The organism is Desulforamulus hydrothermalis Lam5 = DSM 18033 (assembly GCF_000315365.1).
GTDB classification, from domain to species: domain Bacteria; phylum Bacillota; class Desulfotomaculia; order Desulfotomaculales; family Desulfotomaculaceae; genus Desulfotomaculum; species Desulfotomaculum hydrothermale.
Genome location: NZ_CAOS01000009.1, coordinates 76,185 through 94,158, shown reverse-complemented (window position 1 = coordinate 94,158; position 17,974 = coordinate 76,185). Strand labels below are relative to the sequence as shown.

The 17,974-nt window shown below is 45.0% G+C and carries 25 protein-coding genes; 9 read left to right on the top strand and 16 right to left on the bottom strand.

Annotated elements, in window-relative coordinates; all coding sequences use genetic code 11:
- Positions 1-2: 2 nt before the first annotated feature.
- The 3 genes from speE to DESHY_RS06990 form a co-directional block, all read right to left on the bottom strand.
- Positions 3-836 carry a polyamine aminopropyltransferase gene (gene speE, locus DESHY_RS07000; RefSeq protein ID WP_008411555.1) on the bottom strand — a complete coding sequence of 278 codons (834 nt, stop codon included), beginning with the start codon at positions 834-836 and terminating at the stop codon, positions 3-5.
- A 32-nt stretch (positions 837-868) separates the two neighbouring features.
- Complete coding sequence (locus DESHY_RS06995) at positions 869-1,330, bottom strand: pyruvoyl-dependent arginine decarboxylase (RefSeq protein WP_008411552.1); 462 nt, start codon at positions 1,328-1,330, stop codon at positions 869-871.
- A gap of 174 nt (positions 1,331-1,504) precedes the next feature.
- On the bottom strand, positions 1,505-2,368 hold the full coding sequence (locus DESHY_RS06990) for a TIM barrel protein (RefSeq protein ID WP_008411550.1): 864 nt from the start codon (positions 2,366-2,368) through the stop codon (positions 1,505-1,507).
- Between the two features lie 95 nt (positions 2,369-2,463).
- On the opposite strand from DESHY_RS06990, the gene DESHY_RS06985 reads away from it, so the two are divergent.
- Positions 2,464-4,038, top strand: coding sequence for an ABC transporter substrate-binding protein (locus DESHY_RS06985; protein WP_008411548.1), 1,575 nt, complete (start codon positions 2,464-2,466; stop codon positions 4,036-4,038).
- 75 nt (positions 4,039-4,113) lie between these two features.
- Complete coding sequence (locus tag DESHY_RS13595; RefSeq protein ID WP_008411546.1) at positions 4,114-4,593, top strand: hypothetical protein; 480 nt, start codon at positions 4,114-4,116, stop codon at positions 4,591-4,593.
- A 23-nt stretch (positions 4,594-4,616) separates the two neighbouring features.
- Here DESHY_RS13595 and DESHY_RS14125 read toward each other — a convergent pair whose 3' ends face one another.
- Positions 4,617-4,859, bottom strand: a complete 243-nt coding sequence (locus DESHY_RS14125) for a hypothetical protein (RefSeq protein WP_162470938.1) — start codon at positions 4,857-4,859, stop codon at positions 4,617-4,619.
- 189 nt (positions 4,860-5,048) lie between these two features.
- Here DESHY_RS14125 and DESHY_RS06975 point away from each other — a divergent pair, with 189 nt between their 5' ends.
- A complete protein-coding gene (locus DESHY_RS06975; protein WP_008411542.1) occupies positions 5,049-5,291 on the top strand; it encodes a hypothetical protein in 243 nt (80 codons plus the stop codon).
- A gap of 92 nt (positions 5,292-5,383) precedes the next feature.
- On the opposite strand, the gene DESHY_RS06970 is transcribed toward DESHY_RS06975, so the two are convergent.
- A complete protein-coding gene (locus DESHY_RS06970; RefSeq protein ID WP_008411541.1) occupies positions 5,384-6,478 on the bottom strand; it encodes a coiled-coil domain-containing protein in 1,095 nt (364 codons plus the stop codon).
- Between the two features lie 254 nt (positions 6,479-6,732).
- Here DESHY_RS06970 and DESHY_RS06965 point away from each other — a divergent pair, with 254 nt between their 5' ends.
- Complete coding sequence (locus DESHY_RS06965; RefSeq protein ID WP_008411539.1) at positions 6,733-7,026, top strand: hypothetical protein; 294 nt, start codon at positions 6,733-6,735, stop codon at positions 7,024-7,026.
- Here DESHY_RS06965 and DESHY_RS14120 read toward each other — a convergent pair.
- The 9 genes from DESHY_RS14120 to DESHY_RS06930 form a co-directional block, all read right to left on the bottom strand.
- Positions 7,021-7,272 carry a hypothetical protein gene (locus DESHY_RS14120; protein WP_162470937.1) on the bottom strand — a complete coding sequence of 84 codons (252 nt, stop codon included), beginning with the start codon at positions 7,270-7,272 and terminating at the stop codon, positions 7,021-7,023. The genes DESHY_RS06965 and DESHY_RS14120 overlap by 6 nt on opposite strands.
- An 88-nt stretch (positions 7,273-7,360) precedes the next feature.
- Complete coding sequence (locus DESHY_RS06960) at positions 7,361-7,645, bottom strand: hypothetical protein (protein WP_008411537.1); 285 nt, start codon at positions 7,643-7,645, stop codon at positions 7,361-7,363.
- Positions 7,646-7,754: 109 nt separating this feature from the next.
- Positions 7,755-8,702: a hypothetical protein gene (locus DESHY_RS06955; RefSeq protein WP_008411534.1), complete on the bottom strand. Its 948-nt coding sequence runs from the start codon at positions 8,700-8,702 to the stop codon at positions 7,755-7,757.
- Between the two features lie 92 nt (positions 8,703-8,794).
- Positions 8,795-9,850: a type 2 isopentenyl-diphosphate Delta-isomerase gene (fni, locus tag DESHY_RS06950; protein ID WP_008411531.1), complete on the bottom strand. Its 1,056-nt coding sequence runs from the start codon at positions 9,848-9,850 to the stop codon at positions 8,795-8,797.
- 13 nt (positions 9,851-9,863) lie between these two features.
- Positions 9,864-11,696, bottom strand: a complete 1,833-nt coding sequence (typA, locus tag DESHY_RS06945) for a translational GTPase TypA (protein WP_008411530.1) — start codon at positions 11,694-11,696, stop codon at positions 9,864-9,866.
- A gap of 235 nt (positions 11,697-11,931) precedes the next feature.
- The gene (locus DESHY_RS14015) at positions 11,932-12,069 is read right to left on the bottom strand and encodes a hypothetical protein (RefSeq protein ID WP_160162482.1); all 138 of its coding nucleotides are present in this window, start codon (positions 12,067-12,069) and stop codon (positions 11,932-11,934) included.
- Positions 12,070-12,114: 45 nt separating this feature from the next.
- Positions 12,115-12,462 carry a hypothetical protein gene (locus tag DESHY_RS06940; RefSeq protein WP_008411528.1) on the bottom strand — a complete coding sequence of 116 codons (348 nt, stop codon included), beginning with the start codon at positions 12,460-12,462 and terminating at the stop codon, positions 12,115-12,117.
- A gap of 37 nt (positions 12,463-12,499) precedes the next feature.
- Entirely contained in the window at positions 12,500-12,709 is a 210-nt protein-coding gene (locus tag DESHY_RS06935; RefSeq protein WP_008411526.1) for a hypothetical protein, read from the bottom strand.
- Positions 12,706-12,900: a hypothetical protein gene (locus DESHY_RS06930; RefSeq protein WP_008411524.1), complete on the bottom strand. Its 195-nt coding sequence runs from the start codon at positions 12,898-12,900 to the stop codon at positions 12,706-12,708. The genes DESHY_RS06935 and DESHY_RS06930 overlap by 4 nt, the downstream gene beginning before the upstream one ends.
- A 331-nt stretch (positions 12,901-13,231) precedes the next feature.
- On the opposite strand from DESHY_RS06930, the gene DESHY_RS06925 reads away from it, so the two are divergent.
- From DESHY_RS06925 to DESHY_RS06910, 4 genes are all read left to right on the top strand, one after another.
- On the top strand, positions 13,232-13,573 hold the full coding sequence (locus DESHY_RS06925; RefSeq protein WP_008411522.1) for a phage holin family protein: 342 nt from the start codon (positions 13,232-13,234) through the stop codon (positions 13,571-13,573).
- Positions 13,574-13,767: 194 nt separating this feature from the next.
- A complete protein-coding gene (locus DESHY_RS06920) occupies positions 13,768-14,031 on the top strand; it encodes an alpha/beta-type small acid-soluble spore protein (RefSeq protein WP_008411520.1) in 264 nt (87 codons plus the stop codon).
- 260 nt (positions 14,032-14,291) lie between these two features.
- Positions 14,292-14,480, top strand: coding sequence for a 4Fe-4S dicluster domain-containing protein (locus DESHY_RS06915; RefSeq protein WP_008411518.1), 189 nt, complete (start codon positions 14,292-14,294; stop codon positions 14,478-14,480).
- 144 nt (positions 14,481-14,624) lie between these two features.
- Positions 14,625-14,864, top strand: coding sequence for a YkvA family protein (locus tag DESHY_RS06910; protein ID WP_008411517.1), 240 nt, complete (start codon positions 14,625-14,627; stop codon positions 14,862-14,864).
- A 35-nt stretch (positions 14,865-14,899) separates the two neighbouring features.
- On the opposite strand, the gene DESHY_RS06905 is transcribed toward DESHY_RS06910, so the two are convergent.
- Positions 14,900-15,121, bottom strand: coding sequence for a hypothetical protein (locus DESHY_RS06905; protein ID WP_008411515.1), 222 nt, complete (start codon positions 15,119-15,121; stop codon positions 14,900-14,902).
- Between the two features lie 37 nt (positions 15,122-15,158).
- The gene (locus DESHY_RS06900) at positions 15,159-15,758 is read right to left on the bottom strand and encodes a hypothetical protein (protein ID WP_235695538.1); all 600 of its coding nucleotides are present in this window, start codon (positions 15,756-15,758) and stop codon (positions 15,159-15,161) included.
- A 658-nt stretch (positions 15,759-16,416) separates the two neighbouring features.
- Between DESHY_RS06900 and DESHY_RS06895 the strand changes: the two genes are divergently transcribed.
- Positions 16,417-17,973: a [FeFe] hydrogenase, group A gene (locus DESHY_RS06895; protein ID WP_008411510.1), complete on the top strand. Its 1,557-nt coding sequence runs from the start codon at positions 16,417-16,419 to the stop codon at positions 17,971-17,973.
- Position 17,974 lies beyond the last annotated feature (1 nt).

Below are 17,974 nucleotides of genomic sequence, written 5' to 3'. Positions count from 1 at the left end.
TATTATTTATTAATTAATTCTTGCACAAAATTAGGCAATATAAAGGCTGCTTTGTGAATGCCGTGGTTATAGTAACGGGTGGGATAAACAGGCCGACTGTTTAAATCCGCTGTTTCCGGATCATATTTTTTGGATCCCATGGTAAAACTCCAGCAACCGCCCGGATAGGTAGGAATAAAAGCTAAATAGAGCTTGGTAATGGGATAAAGTGACCGAATATCCTTTTGCACCTTGGGTATCAGTTCTTCATTATAATAAGGCGACTCAGTCTGTGCTACAAAAATACCGTCCTCTTTAAGGGCCTGGTAACAACTTTTGTAAAAATCACCCTCAAACAACCCGACAGCCGGGCCAATGGGGTCAGTGGAGTCAACGATAATAATGTCAAATTCATTCTGGTGCTCTTTCACATATTTTATGCCGTCTTCATAATGCACTTCTACCTTGGGATCGTCCAAAGCACCGGCTATTTCCGGCAGGTACTCTTTGCTGGTTTCCACCACCCGGCGATCAATCTCAACCAGTACAGCCTTTTCTACGCTGGGGTGCTTAATAATTTCCCGGATGGCACCGCCGTCACCACCACCGATAACCAGTACCTTTTTCGGGTTGGGATGGGTATTTAATGCCACATGACTGATCATTTCATGGTAAACAAACTCATCCTTAATATTGGTCATGATAATGTTGTCCAGCCACAGCATGCGGCCATACAGGGGGGTATCCACTATGGCCAGATGCTGAAATTCTGTTTGTTCTTCATGCAGTACCTTGCTTACCTCTACACTTAAAGCAAGGCCGGGAACAATCCCTCTTTCTGTATACCATAATTCCATGAATGCCAAGCCTCCTTAATTTTAAGTACCTTTTAATACCAGAGGGGAACTGCCGCCAGTGCGCAACCAATCTTTTCAACCTTGTGTTCCGTGGAAGCAAGCTTAATTTCTTTCAGTTCCATGCCGCGTGTTTCAAAAGCTTCCTTAACCATGTTGGTAATGGCTTGCTCTGCTTCTTGCTTACTGCATTTTCCGGAAAACTCCATAATAACACCAAAGGTATCGCTTGAGTTAATGCCTACACCTACACAGGCAGAAATGACTTCTCCGGGTACATCGCTGACAATATAACCATAGGCTGTGGGAACCAGGGAACCGGGAGGCAGTATCAGACCGGGGTCGTGTTGGCAGCCCGGAGGCAGAATGCTGGACACCCTTAACAGGTTGACGTTGCCTATACGAGCTTTTAATAAAGCATTGTCAAATGCCGTTAACTTGCTTCTGCCCTCAGAAGACGCAGCTGTAACGAAATATTTCTTAGGGGTCGGTAGCATTCACAGTTCTCCTTCCATTTTTGTTGTTTTAAATCATTTTCTCTAAACACAAAACATATTATACGAAAACTCCATGGAAAAATAAACTGTTTTTTGCCAGATTAAAAATTTTATTACAATGTTCGTTACAACCTGCCAAATTTACCAAAATAGCAACCGAAAGCTGCCGGCACCTTAACTCTGCGGTTTTAGGCCCTCATAAATTTGTTTATACACCAGGGCATCTGCTGCCTGGGTGCCGGCAGACTCACAGATGATTACCGGCTGCATTTGCCGCTCCCAAATTAACTCGGCCAACGGCGCAAAATCCGGCCCGTACAGATGACTTTCCTGCAACGTCCAGTGCTTTTTTTCACCTGCCTTGGTGTATTCCACCGGGCTAAAATGAATATGCAAACCTTTAACCGTTTCTTCGCCCAGCACCCGGGCAATTTCATCCAAAACCCGGGCGTAGTCCTCCTTATTTTTCAGCCCTCCCTGGGTTACTGCGTTTAAATGTCCAAAATCAACACAGGGCACCACCTGGCGGCCCATTTTGCATAGTTCCAGTATTTCCTCCAGGGAACCAATTTGATTAATTTTCCCCATGGTTTCCGGAGCCAGCAGTATATCATCCAACCCTAACCGAGCTGCTTCCTCTAAAATTTCCTCAAACAATGCTTTGGCTCGCCCAAAGGTTTGCCGCCTGTCTGCGCCGGGTCCGCCCCCGGGATGAAACACCACGGTAGTGGCTCCCATCCAGCGGGCTGCCCGCAGCGAGTCCAGTATATAGCCCTTAGTTTTTAACTTTTTTTCAGGTTCCTGGGTACTCAAATTAATGTAATACGGCGCATGGATAGACAGCGCTACCCCATGCCGCCGGGCCCTTTCCCCCAGTTCCCTGGCACGTTCTTCTTTGATTTTTACCCCACGACTGCATTGATATTCATAAGCGGTTAAACCCATGGCCGCTAACCACCCGGGCATGTCCAGGGAACTTTTATAACCTTGGGCATAAAATGCATCAGGTGCTCCGGCACTGCCAAATTTAACAGACATAAAATTCCCCTTTCATATTTTAAATAACCTTGGAGGTATTTACATTTTTTGGAAGAATGATTATTTAATACTATTTACATGCGGAGGTATTGGTTATGCGCAGCAGGCTTTATCGAACAGCCTTTTTATTGTTATTTTTAAGTTTGCTTGCACTGCTGGTTAACAAGGAAATCCCGGTTTCGGCTCCCCCACAAGTAACTGCCTTACCCGATAACAGCCTCACTTATGAGGTGGCCGAGCCGATTAAAAGCCTTGATCCGGCAGCTGCCAACAATCTATCCGAAGCAAAGGTGCTCAGCCATATTTTTGAAGGGTTAGTTCGTTTTCAAGGAAATTCCGCCCGGATCGAACCCTGCTTGGCTACCCACTGGCAGATTTCGCCGGACGGGCGCCGCTGGATCTTTTATTTAAGACAAGGCGTGTATTTCCACGACACCACCCCTTTAAATGCCGAGGCTGTAAAATTTTCTGTTGAAAGACAGTTGCCGCCTAATAAAAAAGATTACATGACCTACGGCAGCTTTGCTTTCGGCATGGTGGAATCGGTTGAGATCGTTGATGATTACACCGTTGCTTTTAACCTGCGTGCTCCCTACGCCCCTTTACTGCGTAATCTGGCCATGCCCTGGGCAGCACCGGTGGTAAGCCCGTCAGCTGTCAAAAAGTTTGGTCATGATTTTGCCAAAAATCCGGTGGGCACCGGCCCTTACCGCTTGTCTGAGTGGCGTAACGGAACTCCGGTTTTAAAGGCAAACGAACGTTACTGGGGAAACCGCCCCCGCATTTCCTATCTGGCTTTTCGTCCTGCCGACCATGAGCAGCGTTTAATTGATTTAAACAGCAGCCATTGCGGCGTTGCTGATCTGTTGCCCAGCCAGAAAGAACATCTAAAGCAAGACCACATATCTTTGATTTGCAGCCCTACGGCATCCCTGGGCTATCTGGGCATGTTTAACAACCGGCCGCCCTTTAATAATCATCTTGTACGTCGGGCAGTTTGTATGGCCGTTGATCGGGAAGCCGTTGCCTCAGCCATGTTTGCCGATTCTTCGCTGGCTGCCAACAGCATTTTGCCGCCGGCCCTGCCCGGCCATTATAAAGATTTAACGCCCTACTCAGGCGGAGCTGCCAGGGCCAAAAGTTTGCTTAAAACCTGCGGCTATCCGGACGGCATATCCGTTACTCTCATCACCTATCAATCGGAAAGACCTTACAATCCGTTGGGAGGTGAGGCTTTGGCCAACCTGATAAAAAAACAGTTGGCACCGGCCAACATCAGGGTGACCGTAAAAGCCTATCCCTGGCATGAATTTAAATCGGCCCTCAAAAGGCAGGAAGGAGATGCCTATTTGTTTGGCTGGGTAGGTGACAACCTGGACCCGGATAACTTTTTATTTACCCTGTTGTCATCGGATGCTGTGCCGCAAACCAATCTTTCTTTTTACAAAAACAGCGAAGTTGATCGATTAATCGCTGCTGCCCAGCAGGAATACGACGAGAAAACCAGACAAAGATTATATTACCATGCTCAGCAAATTATTTTACAGGAAACCCCGCTGGTTTTTCTTAATTATGGCCAAAGTTGTCTGGGCGTCACCAAAAACCTGCAGGGTGTAGAAGTAAACCCTTACGGCATACCTTTATTTTTTCATGCTTTTATTAAACACTGATGTATATGTTTAAATTTTTGGCAAAGAATATAATTGTGCATTGGAAACTGCAATATCTACAGGAGGTCATGCCATTTGAACCAGAGTATCATGCAGCTCCAACAAAAAATTGCTCACCTGCGCAATGATATTAACCAAATTGAACAAATCTGCAAGCAACTGCAGCAGCAGGAACAGCAAAACAGTCAGCAATTGCAGCAAATAGCCCAGCGGGAAGCCAATGCTGTCCAGCAGCTGCAGCAAGTGGCTCAAACAGCACACCATATGGGACAGGAAGTCAGCCAAATAACCACCCAGAGTTATCAGACTCCTCAATATGTCCCATACACAGCCCAGTTTACTGCCCCCGGGCAGTTCAGCCAGGGTCAGCAAACGGGCGGCTACGGCAACCCAAGTCAGCTCTTGGCCCAGCAGCAAACCGGCCAACACCTAAGCACCTATGGCCTGAGCTCGGCCCAGGCAGCTTACCTCAGCGGCCAGCCGGGATTAATGGCACAAACTGCTCAACCCTTCCCATATCAACAGCAGTATCAGCAGTATCAGCAATCTCAGTAAATTTTTTAAGCATAAGGCCTGTTTTAGGCCGTCAGACTGTAGACAAAGGCTGCAAAACAAAGTGAGGTTGTTTTATGATCCCCTGTCGGCGACTTGTCGAAGCACCGGTCACAGCACTTGATGAGCGAAAGGAGCCATTGGGGGGCGCCCACAGGATGTGGGCGCCAGCCGAACCGGGCCAGGATGGCCCGGTTGAGGCGACCCCAAGGGCGACCGGAGCGAATCATAGTGCTGTCGGTGCGTAGACCGGAGCCAAAGGGGATCATAAACCACCGCTAATGTTTGTCGACACTCTGAAGGCCTGTTTTAGGCCTTATTATTTTGGGCTGTATCAAATTAGAATACTTTTACAAAACCACAAAAGATTAGACAATATTTCCCCCTTAACAGAAGCATTGCAGCAGTTTTATAATTATCATACATATTACGGTAATTATTTACAGGGGGTGTAAATTTTGGCAAAAGTGCTTAAAGAAGGAGCTGCCTACAATCAGAGGGACGTTATCGATATGCTGGTGGAGTTTTCAGCCTTTAAAGACAGGGTAGAAAAAAAATTTAAAGAAGTTGCTAAAGAACTGGAAGGCAAACCCAATGAACATGACCTCTGGGTAAGCCTTTACTTGATCTCCAGCGATTATGCCGACGATCAATCGTCCCGCCGCAAAGCGGTGGTAGACCCCATTCAAAAAATTTCTTAAAAAATTATTCTCGGGTATTAAACTCAAGGAGCTCTTTCCTGGGCCGGGCTTTTCCTCTCAAGCTGCCCGGGAACCGGCTGCCTTGGTTTTTTTTATGCCGGCTCCAGGGCAAAAAAGGCTTTGCCGTCCTCAATTTGTATATCACGCAGCCGCCAGCCCATTAACAGTCCTACAGGGTAAGTTAATCCTTCTTTACCTGAAATCAATTCTACCAGTTCCTTATCAAAGACCACTTCCCCCACCCGGATGGACTTGATTTTATAACATACTTTATCATTATCAATAACTTTAAGCTCACCGGCAATCGTAAAAGGGGTTTGATCTTGGTTAGTTCCTTTTATAATAAACAACTGATCAGATAAACAAATTTCTGCCGGTTGGTTTAAACCTGTCCCGGCAAACAACAATTTTGACAAGGTTTGTTCACTGTATTCGGCTTTGACTCCGGCACCCAGCCACTGCATGCGGTCAGGGCGGTATTTATGCCAGGGAGCATTTTTAAACCTGTCCAGTATAGTTTCCAGAGGCTTCAGGGTTGTATGCAAACCATCCACCACTGCCAGCACTTTTTCTTGGTGCTTCCCCAGCTCCTGCCTGGTATCCGACAGCAAATGCTGCCTGGTTAACTGCAGCAATTTGGCTTGTTCCAGCATCCCGGCCAGTTCCCTTTGCCTGTCTGCCAGCTTTTTCTCCAGTTGATCCAGGGCCGCCGTCCGCTGTTTTACTTCTTCCACCGCCGCCAGGGTTTGCTGAAAATCCGCCATGCCCCGTGATACCAATACCCCTACCAGGGCTAACCTGTTAAAAAAATCTCCTGTATTGACAGCACCCAAAAGCATAAAAATAAAGTTGGTACGCCCTTCTATATAAAAATACCTCAGCCACAGGCCTAATTTTTTACGGCACTGCCGCAACCGCTCTTGAGCCCCGTCAAGCTGCCGCCTGGCCGCCGGTATAGTTGATCTTACCTGCAACAACTCGGCTTGCAGTCGGCTGTATGCCGTATTCAACCTGTCCAGAGCCAACTCTGTCTTAACCAGTTCAGCTATTATCTGTTGTTCTCTATGTTTTAACATCTGATGCTGCTTTAATACCTCTGCCGTGCTTGCCGAAGCAGCAGCAGAAAAAAAAGATTGCCAAAACAAAAGGGGTATTAAAAGAAAAATAAAATACCTGCCAACTTTCATACACCCCTCTCCTTTCACTCTCATTCTAAATCACAAGCCGACCATTGACAATGCAGTTTCACCCAAGTTTCTTTAAAATTAAATTTACCAACCGTTATGTTACTCAATTCTTTATCTAGATGTATAATTCAAACCAAGGCTTTGCAACTTTAAGTTAAATATTAAGTTATTAAATCTCAATCAAAAACACAATAATATAATTGACATTTTCTGTTAATAGAAGTATAATCATCAAAAAACAGGAGGTATGCTAAATGCCCTTTGAAGTATATTATCCTCGTTCAGAAAATTTTGTTTCCGTATCGAAAAATCACATTACCTTAAACAGAAACCTTGCATCAAAGCTTAATGCCGATCATGTTGAGCTTGCATATGACAGAGAAAAGAAAATTATTCGCATTACGGCAGCAGCACAAGACAGCGGCCTGGTATTAAATAAAACCCGCATTGGTGCCAAAGGTTTCCTACAGTATTTTGCTATTGAAAGCAGAGGGAAATTTCCGGCTACTTTTGCCGAGTCCGAAAAAAGCATATATATTCAACTATAATAACTCTCCAACACAATACAAAACCCGTATCACTTTGATACGGGTTAAACTGTAGACAAAGGTTGTGAAACAAAGTGAGGTGCTTTTATGATCCCCTGTCGGCGACTTGTCGAAGCACCGGTAACAGCACTTGATGAGCGAAAGGAGCCCTTGGGGTGGCGCCCACAGGACGTGGGCGCCACCCCAAGGGCCACCGGAGCGAATCATAGTGCTGTCGGTGCGTAGACCGGAGCCAAAGGGGATCATAAACCACCGATAATGTTTGGCGACACTCTGACCCGTATCACTTTGATACGGGTTAATTACTGCTTTTTTACAGCAAGCAGGCACTCATTTATTGATTACACAGGCAGCCCTTTTCAAATTCCTCTTTTTTCAGGTAAACAACATCCTCTATGGCGTATTTGCGAAAGGTACGGTCCATTTCCACCTCGTATCGGTGACCGTAAACAATACCTTTGGCAACTGCTTTATCTTCAAAGCAAAGGGTATAAAGATCTCCTTGCTTCAAGACCCGGCAGGGAATATGATATGTTTGCGAAAACTTAACCGCTGCAGGCAGCGCCCGTTCAAATTCATCGGGTTCCATAGTGAAGGCCGGATACAGATAAGATCGCACTTTTGTCAGAACTCCTTTCTTAACATGCTTACCCTATGTTTATTCAACAAAGAGTTGTTTTGACCTTCATGCAAATGGTGGTAAGAATGTCATTAACCAGGAACCGTCTTTACTCACAATGATCCGCTTCTTCCCATAACTTTGTATCCGGCAGCTCAACCGTAGCCTTGCGGTTTAATATTTCTCCCATCCCGTCAGCTATAATTCGATAACCCCGTTCCCCCTCATCGACCACCTGCAGTTCAATCTTCTTTTCAACATCACGGGGACTTTCCAGGTAACGAATCACCAGGTACACCCGGAAGATTTCCGGGCTGCCGCCTTCAGAACGGATTCGCTGCACCTTGAGTCCGGCAACTTGAGAAACAATTTCCGTTAAGCAGGCACGCTGTTGTTCGGTGGGATGATGCAGTGTTTTGAGTGCCAGTGCAACATCCTCCTGATCCAAAGCAGTAATGAATACCTCAATTACTTCCTGGGGTCCCATAGCGCTAATAATTTGTTTAAACCTGCCGGCGGCCTTCCACACCATCATTTGATGGGCCAGGTTTTCCTGACCGGACTGATGTACCTTGCTGTCCCGAAAGTGTATGCAAAAATGGCCGTTAAAATTATTGCCCCTGATGGCGCCTGAGCCATGGGGCATACCATTCATCGAAGCAGCAATACGCCGGCCGCCGACTTCTACCACTACCGCTTTGCGTTTCCAGCTCCACTTGCCATCGTAAATTACCTTCATAACCGCCGTATCCTTGGCGGTAAGCGGCTGCACATCCGCATGGTAAGTGCCGCCACGACGTTGTACGCGAAAACTCAAGCCGGTATCCACATCTACCACTGTGGCATTGGTGTACCGGCGGAAAATCTGATCTACCTCATCCCAGCTCAAATACTCTCCCCGTTCAATCTCCGGCGGTTCGTTGTGGGGCTGTAAATTAATGCCGGGTTGTTTGATATTTTCCCATATCACGTTAACAATGGCAATGAAACACGCCAGCACCACCAGCAGTCTGACTAACTGACGCGGTTTGATGATGACAAACACAGAACTTTTCACCGACCCGCCCCCCAAAACTATCTAACACATAATATGGCAGGTCAGTGAGATTATGCAGATATTTTATTGTCTTTAACCGGGCTGCTTATTCCTTACAGTAAGCCCTGACGCCTGGCATAGTGATCAACCGGAATACCGCGACGGCACATCCAGTGATAGGTGGGACCGTTAATGACAACAGGAACTTTTTTCAGGTCCTGAACTGTCCTGGCTCCCAGCATCAGCATTAAACGACGGATTTCTTCAATGTATTTTTTCAGGTATTGGATCAGGCTCCGTTCAGATTCCTGAATTACTATTTCAAGCAGCGGACGCGCCATCCCCACTAAAAAACAACCCAAAACCAGCGCCTTGACGGAATCAATAGCGTTCCGGATACCACCGGAAGCTATTAGCTGAATATCATGATTCCCCTCTGCCAGTCCTTCCAGCAGACTGACCGCCGTCGGAATCCCCCAACTGTAAACCGCTTCTTTACCGGCTCGGGCCTGTTCGATGGCAATAAAATCGGTTCCCCCGGCCCCCCCGATATCAATATGGCGAACCCCCGCTTGAACAAGCCGCCGGATGGTTTCTTTGGGCATACCAAAGCCCACTTCCTTAACTATTACAGGAACTTCCAAGTTCTGTGCCAAGAGCCGGATATTTTCTAATACGCCCCTGAATTTTCTATCTCCCTCTTCCATGGCCAGTTCCTGAGGAGCATTCAGGTGCAGCTGGATGGCATCAGCCTTAATCATGTCTACTGCTTCTTTGGCCTCAGCTAAAGTGCAACCGGCACCCAAATTGGCCAGAATAACCCCATGCGGGTTAACTTCCCGTACCACGGTAAAGCTGGACCTGGTGGAGCAATCCTCCAGGGCCGCCCGCTGGGACCCCACCGCCAGTGCTACCCCCGCTGCGGCAGCTGCCGCAGCCAAGCTGCGGTTAATGCTTTCTAACTGTGGATGGCCGCCGGTCATAGCGTTAATTAAAAGAGGTGCTTTAAGCCTTTGACCCAAAAAAGCACAGGAAGTATCCACCTCATCCCAATTCAACTGCGGCAACGGGTTATGCAGCAGGGTTATATCACTGAACCCGGTGGCCCCTTCATTATTCTTTTGTCTTAAGGAAAACTCAATATGCTCTAATTTTCGGTTCAGCCGCAAATAGCAGCCCCCCTTATTTTTCTACGGATGCCAGTTTTTTGGCCCGGGCTCGTTCATTCTTGTCCAGTATTTTCTTTCGTATTCTCAAACTTTTAGGAGTCACTTCCAGCAATTCATCATCACTTAAATATTCCAGAGCCTCTTCCAAACTCATAAGGCGTGGTTCTTCCAGTTTTACAGTGGCCTCAGCGGTACTGGAACGGAAGTTGGTTAACTGTTTCTTCTTACAAACGTTTACTTCAATATCTTGTTCCCGCACATGCTCGCCCACCACCATGCCCTCATAAACCTTGGTGCCCGGGGTAACAAACAATGTCCCCCGATCCTGTGCCGAATACAGCCCATAAAAGGTGGCTTCGCCTGCTTCAAAGGCAATTAGTACCCCCTGATAGCGCCGTTTAATCTCCCCTTTATAGGGCTCATAACCCAAAAAGGTGTGGTTCATTACCGCATGTCCTCGTGTTTCGGATAATAATTGAGAACGGAAACCAATCAAACCCCGGGCCGGTACTTTAAACTCCAATCTTAACTGGCCCGGACCGTTGGGGCCCATATTAATCATCTCTCCCCGACGGTTGCCCAAGATCTCCATCACCGGACCCATTTTATCCTCGGGGATATCCACTAACAGCAATTCCATGGGTTCCAGCAGTTGGCCGTTATCTCCCCGCTTATAAATAACCTCGGGTTTTGATACCTGCAGTTCAAATCCTTCCCGCCGCATGGTTTCAATTAATATGGACAAGTGCAACTCGCCCCGGCCGGCTACCTTCCAGACATCCGGCGAATCAGTATCTTGCACCCGCAAGCTGACATTACGCTCCATTTCTTTATACAATCTGGCCCTTAGTTTGCGGGAGGTTAGATGCTCTCCTTCCTGGCCGGCAAAGGGACTGTCATTGACCATAAAAGTCATTTCCAGGGTGGGCTCATCTACCGTAATGGCCGGCAGAGCCACCGGTAAATCCTTATCAGCAATGGTTTCCCCAATCTTAATATCTTCCAGGCCGGATACCACAACTATTTCCCCGCAGGATGCCCGGGGTACTTCTAACCTCTCTAATCCTTCAAAAACATAGATCCGTCCCACACGGAAATTTTTTATATTACCCTCATGGTCAATTACCGCCACCGTTTGGCCGCCGGCAATACTTCCCTGCCAAACCCTGCCGATAGCTATGCGCCCGATGTAGGGATCGTATTCTGTGTTGTTTACCAACAACTGCAGGGGCGCCGCCGGGTCCCCCTGGGGTGCCGGGCAATGACTGATAATCGTTTCAAACAGAGGTTTTAAGTTCTGACCGGGCTCATCCGGGTCCATGGTGGCAACGCCTTGGCGGGCAACCGCGTAAACTACGGGAAACTCCAATTGTTCATCATTTGCCCCCAATTCAAAAAACAACTCGTATACCTCGTCCACCACTTCATTAATGCGTGCATCCGGCCGGTCAATTTTATTTACTACCACCACCGGTACCAAATTTAGTTCCAGGGCTTTGCGCAGGACAAACCGGGTTTGTGGCATAGGCCCTTCTGCGGCATCCACCAGCAGCAGAACACCATCCACCATTTTCAGAACCCGTTCCACCTCACCGCCAAAATCCGAGTGGCCTGGCGTATCTACAATATTTATTTTATATCCTTGATAGCGAACCGAAGTATTCTTGGCCAGGATAGTGATACCCCGCTCCTTTTCTAAATCGTTGGAATCCATAACTCTTTCTTGAACCACCTGGTTTTCGCGAAAGATGCCGCTTTGTTTTAACATACCGTCCACCAGGGTTGTTTTGCCATGATCGACGTGGGCGATAATAGCAATATTCCTGATCTTGCTGATTGTTGTCATAAGTTCCTCCTCAGGACTGTGTTTAATTAATTTTAACCAAAGATTTATTATATAACAGCTTTGTTAAATTGCGTAGGCAGCTATGCATAATATAACAAAATTACACAAATATCCAAAATAAAAAACAGCCGGTAAGGCTGCTTTTTAGTTCAGTGGATTTTGATAATGATAATTCGCCCGCCTGCGCTCCCACGGGCGGCACATTTCTATGCAGACTCCCAAATTTGTTTCTTCTTCATAAAGGAATCGGTAAACTTTGTTGCCTATTGTTGTCAAACCCAAATATACGGCGCCAAGTAGAGGAAACAGCACCTTTTTCATCGCCCATAAAACCCCCAAAAAGCCCTATTTCTTCTCTACTTTTTTTCGCCAAAGACCGCTAAGTTCCTCCAATTAATTCTTAGATTTGGCAAAAAATTTAATTATCCATTTGCACCGCGGTAACCTTGCAAAAATCCGTTTCACCGGGTATTTTTACGGCAAGTTCATCCACCGACCCGTTATCCCAACTAAGTTTTACCTCCAGCGGCAAAGCGGCGTGGGAAATATCCAGTTTAGCCTGACGCATCCAATCATCATTTAAGCGTACAAACACCAGTTCATTGCGGTTATTTCTAAACAATTTCATCCTGGATGCACCAACAATTTTATAAAACACGGTATATTCTTTTAGGTCACTGTTTAATAAAGCAGGATCTTCCAGAGCAAACTCTACCCTGCCCTTCACTTCCATTTCATCATTGATTAAGTCTGCAATTTCCGCCATTAGCCCTCTCCCTCCCAAACACATCCCTACCTTAAAATTAACTGCAGGTTCCCCTTCGGAACTCCTTAATAGTTAATTGGACATTCGGGTTATTTAGAATCACCCGAAATATTGACACAATATCATATGGTTCATTTGCCACTGTCTGCTGAGCATAGGCTAAAGCAGCTTCCTCACTGTCGAAGCAGGAAATTTCATCGCACTGGCCATTTAACACTTTTACTACCGAATAAACATTCATGTTCATTCTGCCGTCACCTCCTCAGTAATTTGATAATCCGGACAATTTTTCAAATGTTCCCGGAATGACTTTAAGGCCATTTCCAACCCGTCAGCAAAACCGCTATTATATTCACTGGCGGACATACCCTGAATATAATGCAAATAAATAATCGTGCTTTTTTCCCACTTCTTCAAACATTCCTGCAACGATGCCAAAAAAGCCCGCCCCCTTTCCATTACTAAAGCTAAACAAGTTTAGAGTGTTGACAAATACTATCGGTGGTTTATGATCCCCTTTGGCTCCGGTCTACCCACCGACAACATTCGCCATTGGGGTCGTCTCAAACAGCCCCTCCTGGCCCGGTTCGGCTGGCGCCCACATCCTGTGGGCCGCTGACAGGGAATCATAAAACCCACCTCACTTTGTTTTACAACCTTTGTCTACAGTCTGAACAAGTTTATTTTTTCTCTTTATTTTGGCATTATCCTGCTATTGCATTGACACAAAACAGCAAGGCAATTTATGATGGAAAAGAGGTGATATTTCATGAGTTGGCTTGTGAGTTTATTATTAAACAGTGCTGCCCTGCTGGCAGCGGATTATTTAATTGACAGTATCAAAATTGACGGGTTTGCCTCTGCCGCACTGGCTGCCCTGTTGCTTGGGTTTGTTAATACTTTTGTCAGACCTGTACTGGTTTTTTTAACGTTTCCTTTAACTGTTTTAACCTTGGGCTTGTTTATTCTTATTATTAACGCAATTACCTTTAGTCTTGTGTCCTGGTTTATTCCCGGATTTCATATTTACAGCTTTGGCGGTGCCTTTGCAGGAGCTATTATTACAGGGCTTACAAGTTGGATACTAAATGCAATTTTCAATAACCGTTAACAACTCTAAATAGCAACTCTTTCAAATATAAATAATAACAAAAAACAACATCAAGTGTAAATGTTTTTTAAGCCAATGGAAAACATCCCTAATAATATAAATGCTGTCATAATTTATCTGGTATTTCATATCCCTCTTTGATCATACTAAAGATAGACCCACATCATACAGAAAAAATCAAGGAGGGAATTAACATGACAAGCCGCAATACCAATCAGCCTGTTACCCCTGGTGCCAGCAGCGCATTGGATCAAATGAAGTATGAAATTGCCAGCGAACTTGGTCTTGCCAATTATCAACAAATGGATAAAGGTTCTCTGCCCAGCCGGGTAAACGGTTATGTAGGGGGCAACATGACCAAGAAACTGGTAGCCTATGCTGAACAGGCTTTGTCCAGTGGTAACACTGCACAAATTCTGCAAGCTGCTCCTACCGAACAAATCGGTCAAAGATCTTAATTAATAACGGCAGGGAAACCGTCACAGTATTAGTACAGGTGCCGGTTTAGCCCTCACCGACGACGGGAAATATAATTTTCCCGTCGTTTCAGTTTTTAGCCAAAGGTTAAATAATCCCCAAGTTTTATGATTCAACAGTTTGTAAAGTAACGGCAACAGCAGCAATTTATTATTCTTGCACTAACTGATTGGTTCGTATATAATTTTTTTGTGCTCTAATTAGCTTACCTATTTTTATGCACAAGGGAGGGTATTGAAACATGTATATTGTCACCATCGATCAAGACAAATGTGTAGGCTGTGGTTCCTGCGTAGATGCTTGCCCTGCCAAAATTCTCGGTATGGAAGGCGATAAAGCAGAAATAACCGGTGATGCTGCAGATTGCCTGGGCTGCGAAACCTGTGTCGGCATCTGCCCCAGCGAAGCCTTCACTGTAACCGAAATGTAGTTTTTGCCGGCAAAGGGGACGTTATAATAACGTCCCCTAAATATTTATTTTTTTATAAAACATCACAGAATAAGAAGGCGAGATCAAGGAGTTGCTGCAATAACAGAGAATTTATAATTACCATTAAGCCAAAGGAGCGGTAAAATGTTTAATTTTGTTAAAAAAATAAGTTTTTTTGTGCAGGCGTTACTTAACCCTGCGGTCCCCAGCCGATTAAAATACGAACTGGGTGTCTGCCTGCTTTACATTATCAGTCCCATTGATTTTATTCCCGATTTCATTCCCTTAACCGGCAAAGGGGATGATTTGGTTGTACTGCTGTGGGGTGCCAAACGAATTTATGATATTAGCAAATCTCATAAACATTCGCTTCGCTATAAATAGGAAAACGCTCCACCTGCCGGCAGAGCGCTTGCTCGTTAGGAAAATGTTTTAATTAAATAAACCACCAGGCAAAGGCAAATAAATATCCCCACGTTCTTTACCACTTTGCTGCGCACCAGCATCTCCTGCTGTTGTTTCTCCCGTTCCCTTCTTAATTGCTTTATGGCTGGATCAGTATAAGGCAGTTTTTTTAATTTGGGTTTCTCTCTTGGTGTAAATGGAATGACTTTTCCCGTAGCTTTGCCTCTTTCAGTCATATAGCACACCCTTTTCTACGGTAAAATCTACCTTTTTCTATTCTATGTCTTCTTTACCGATGGCATAGCCTAAACTAAAGATGTCCTTTAATAAATTATGTATCATTATTTCTGCCCATTGAATAACTTTAGGGTTAGGTTTACCTTTGTAAATGCGGGCCAGTTCATAAGATACTTCGGTAATCATTTCTCTGATGTCGTATTTTTCTTCAAACTCCTTTGAGCAAAAAATTTCCGCACCCTCTTCAATAGATGCATTAAACTGCTTTTCTAAGCCGCTGAAATAGCTGACAATATCATTTAATTCGCCCAGCACTCCCTGCAGGGCGGTTTCCAAACAGTAATCTAAAAATTTTTTGCGCTCGTTGGTGGGCAGGCTTTCTAAAACCGGCTTGCCTTCCTTATAATAATGGACCTGGCAATTGGCTACATTACCTTTTTCAAAACCGGTTCCCTCAAAAAATTCCCGTATGCGTTTCTGGCCTAACGAACTGACTGTTCCTTTACTGTTTATATTGGTAATAATCTCAGGGGGGCCCAACTCACACTTAATTCTTAGCACCTTAATGTTGTTAAAATAAAAGATATAATATTCCCCGTATTTCCTGCTTTTTATTTTATTTGGGATAATCGACAATCCCCCCTTGCCTGCAAGATAAATAACTAACACATAAAAAGAATTCCCTACCCAAAAGCAAAATCCTGCCGAAGGCAAAAACTAAGCCAACCATTTCCTCTAAAAGCTTATTATTTACTATGTATGAAAACTTTATTAAAAATATTTGAACTGTTAAATTTTTCATTTGCCGGCGTGATATACTGAAAACAAAATTCAGCCGGTGACAAATCTTGAAATTAATCTTTTGAGGTTTATTTTGTGTTCTATTTCACTAACTCTTCATTTTTGCTTGCTAATAATGTAAAATTTTGTGTCGGGATTAATATTAATATATTATAGCGAACAGAAAAAATTGTTGGTTTTATAATTTATATTGCTTTTAAAAATTGCTTTATGACCATTAAACAATTCAAACTTTACTTTGCAATTATTTTAATTAGTATTTATATTTTAAATTTTCTTAATTTAAACACCAGGTTATATTCTTTTGCTAAAAATTTCATATTTAATATTTTTTCTAAAAAAGAAGGTTTTTTAAATTTTGTGACAAATAGAACATTAGATGTTTTATGTCGAATAATTAGGCAACTAGCTAACAATTCTTAAGTTTTATTATTATTAGCGGAGTTGTTAGCATGCATATGCAAAAGCAGCTTTTAGCAAAGGGGGAAAACCTATGCAGAACCAAGAAGCCAGAGAAAAAGAAAGGCAACTGACCAGGCGGGGCTTCCTCAAAATGATGGGGGGTATTGGTCTTGCCGGAATCACTGCAACCATTGCCGGTTGCAGTACAGATCCCGCCGGGGGCAAAGGCTGGATGCCGCAGCAGTATCAAGTGGCCAGTTCTTACCCCATTCAAGTTAAGGGGCGTGTACCCATTGATCCGGCTAACCCTTCTATTACCCGGGATGATAAAAAATGCATCCTGTGCGGTCAGTGCATAGAGGTTTGCCAGAGGGTGCAAACAGTTTTTGGGTACTATGAACTCCCGATTAAAAATGACATTACCTGTGTTAACTGCGGGCAGTGTACATTATGGTGCCCCACCGCTGCTATTACTGAGCGTGATGACATTGACAAAGTTGTCCAAGCACTGGCAGACAAAAATATTCATGTGGTTGTACAAACCGCTCCCGCCACCAGGGTTGCTTTGGGTGAGGAATTTGGTATGGCACCCGGTACTTTCGTAGAAGGCAAACAGGTTGCCGCCCTGAAAAAACTGGGCTTTGATGCTGTTTTCGATACTAACTTTTCCGCCGACCTGACCATTTTTGAAGAAGGTACAGAATTAATTAAAAGGATTACCGGCCAAATTCACGAACCGCTGCCGCAGTTTACCTCCTGCAGCCCCGGTTGGGTTAAGTTCTGTGAATATTATTATCCGGACCTGTTGTCTCACATGTCAACCTGTAAGTCGCCCCAACAGATGCTTGGCGCTTTAATTAAAACTTACTATGCTAAGGAAAAGGGTATCAACCCCGAAAAAATCTTCTCGGTTTCCATTATGCCTTGTACAGCCAAAAAGTTTGAGGCAGCTCGCCCGGAAATGAACAGTGCCGGCAAGTACAACGGCAAACCACAGATGAGAGATGTTGACGTGGTTCTCACCACCCGGGAATTGGCCCGTTTAATTAAGAGCAAAGGCATTGATTTGAACTCACTGTCGGACGAAAAATATGACTCTTTAATGGGCGAAAGCTCCGGTGCCGGTTTAATCTTTGGCGCTACCGGCGGCGTGATGGAAGCAGCCATTCGTTCTGCCTACTTCCTTATCACTAAACAGGAACCGCCGGAAGCATTACTGAACTTGACTCCCATCCGCGGCCTGAAGGGTTGTAAGGAGGCTGCTGTCGACATCCCCGGTGTAGGCACCATAAAAGTTGCTGTCGTCCATGGTCTGAGCAACGCCCGTCCTATTCTGGAGGCTGTGCGCAAAAAAGAAGCCCCTTGGCACTTTATCGAATTTATGTGCTGTCCTGGTGGTTGCATTAGCGGCGGCGGCCAACCCCGCACCTCACTGCCGCCCTCTGACCAGGTGCGGCAAGCCCGTATTAACAGCATTTACAATGCTGATGCTCACATTTATGTCAAACGCAAGAGCCATGAAAACAAGGAAGTGCTGGCCCTCTACGAAAAATTCCTGGAAAACCCTAACAGTCACCTGGCGCACGAATTGCTGCACACCCATTATACCGATCGCAGCAAAACTTTAACTGTTAAGAAAGAAGCATAAC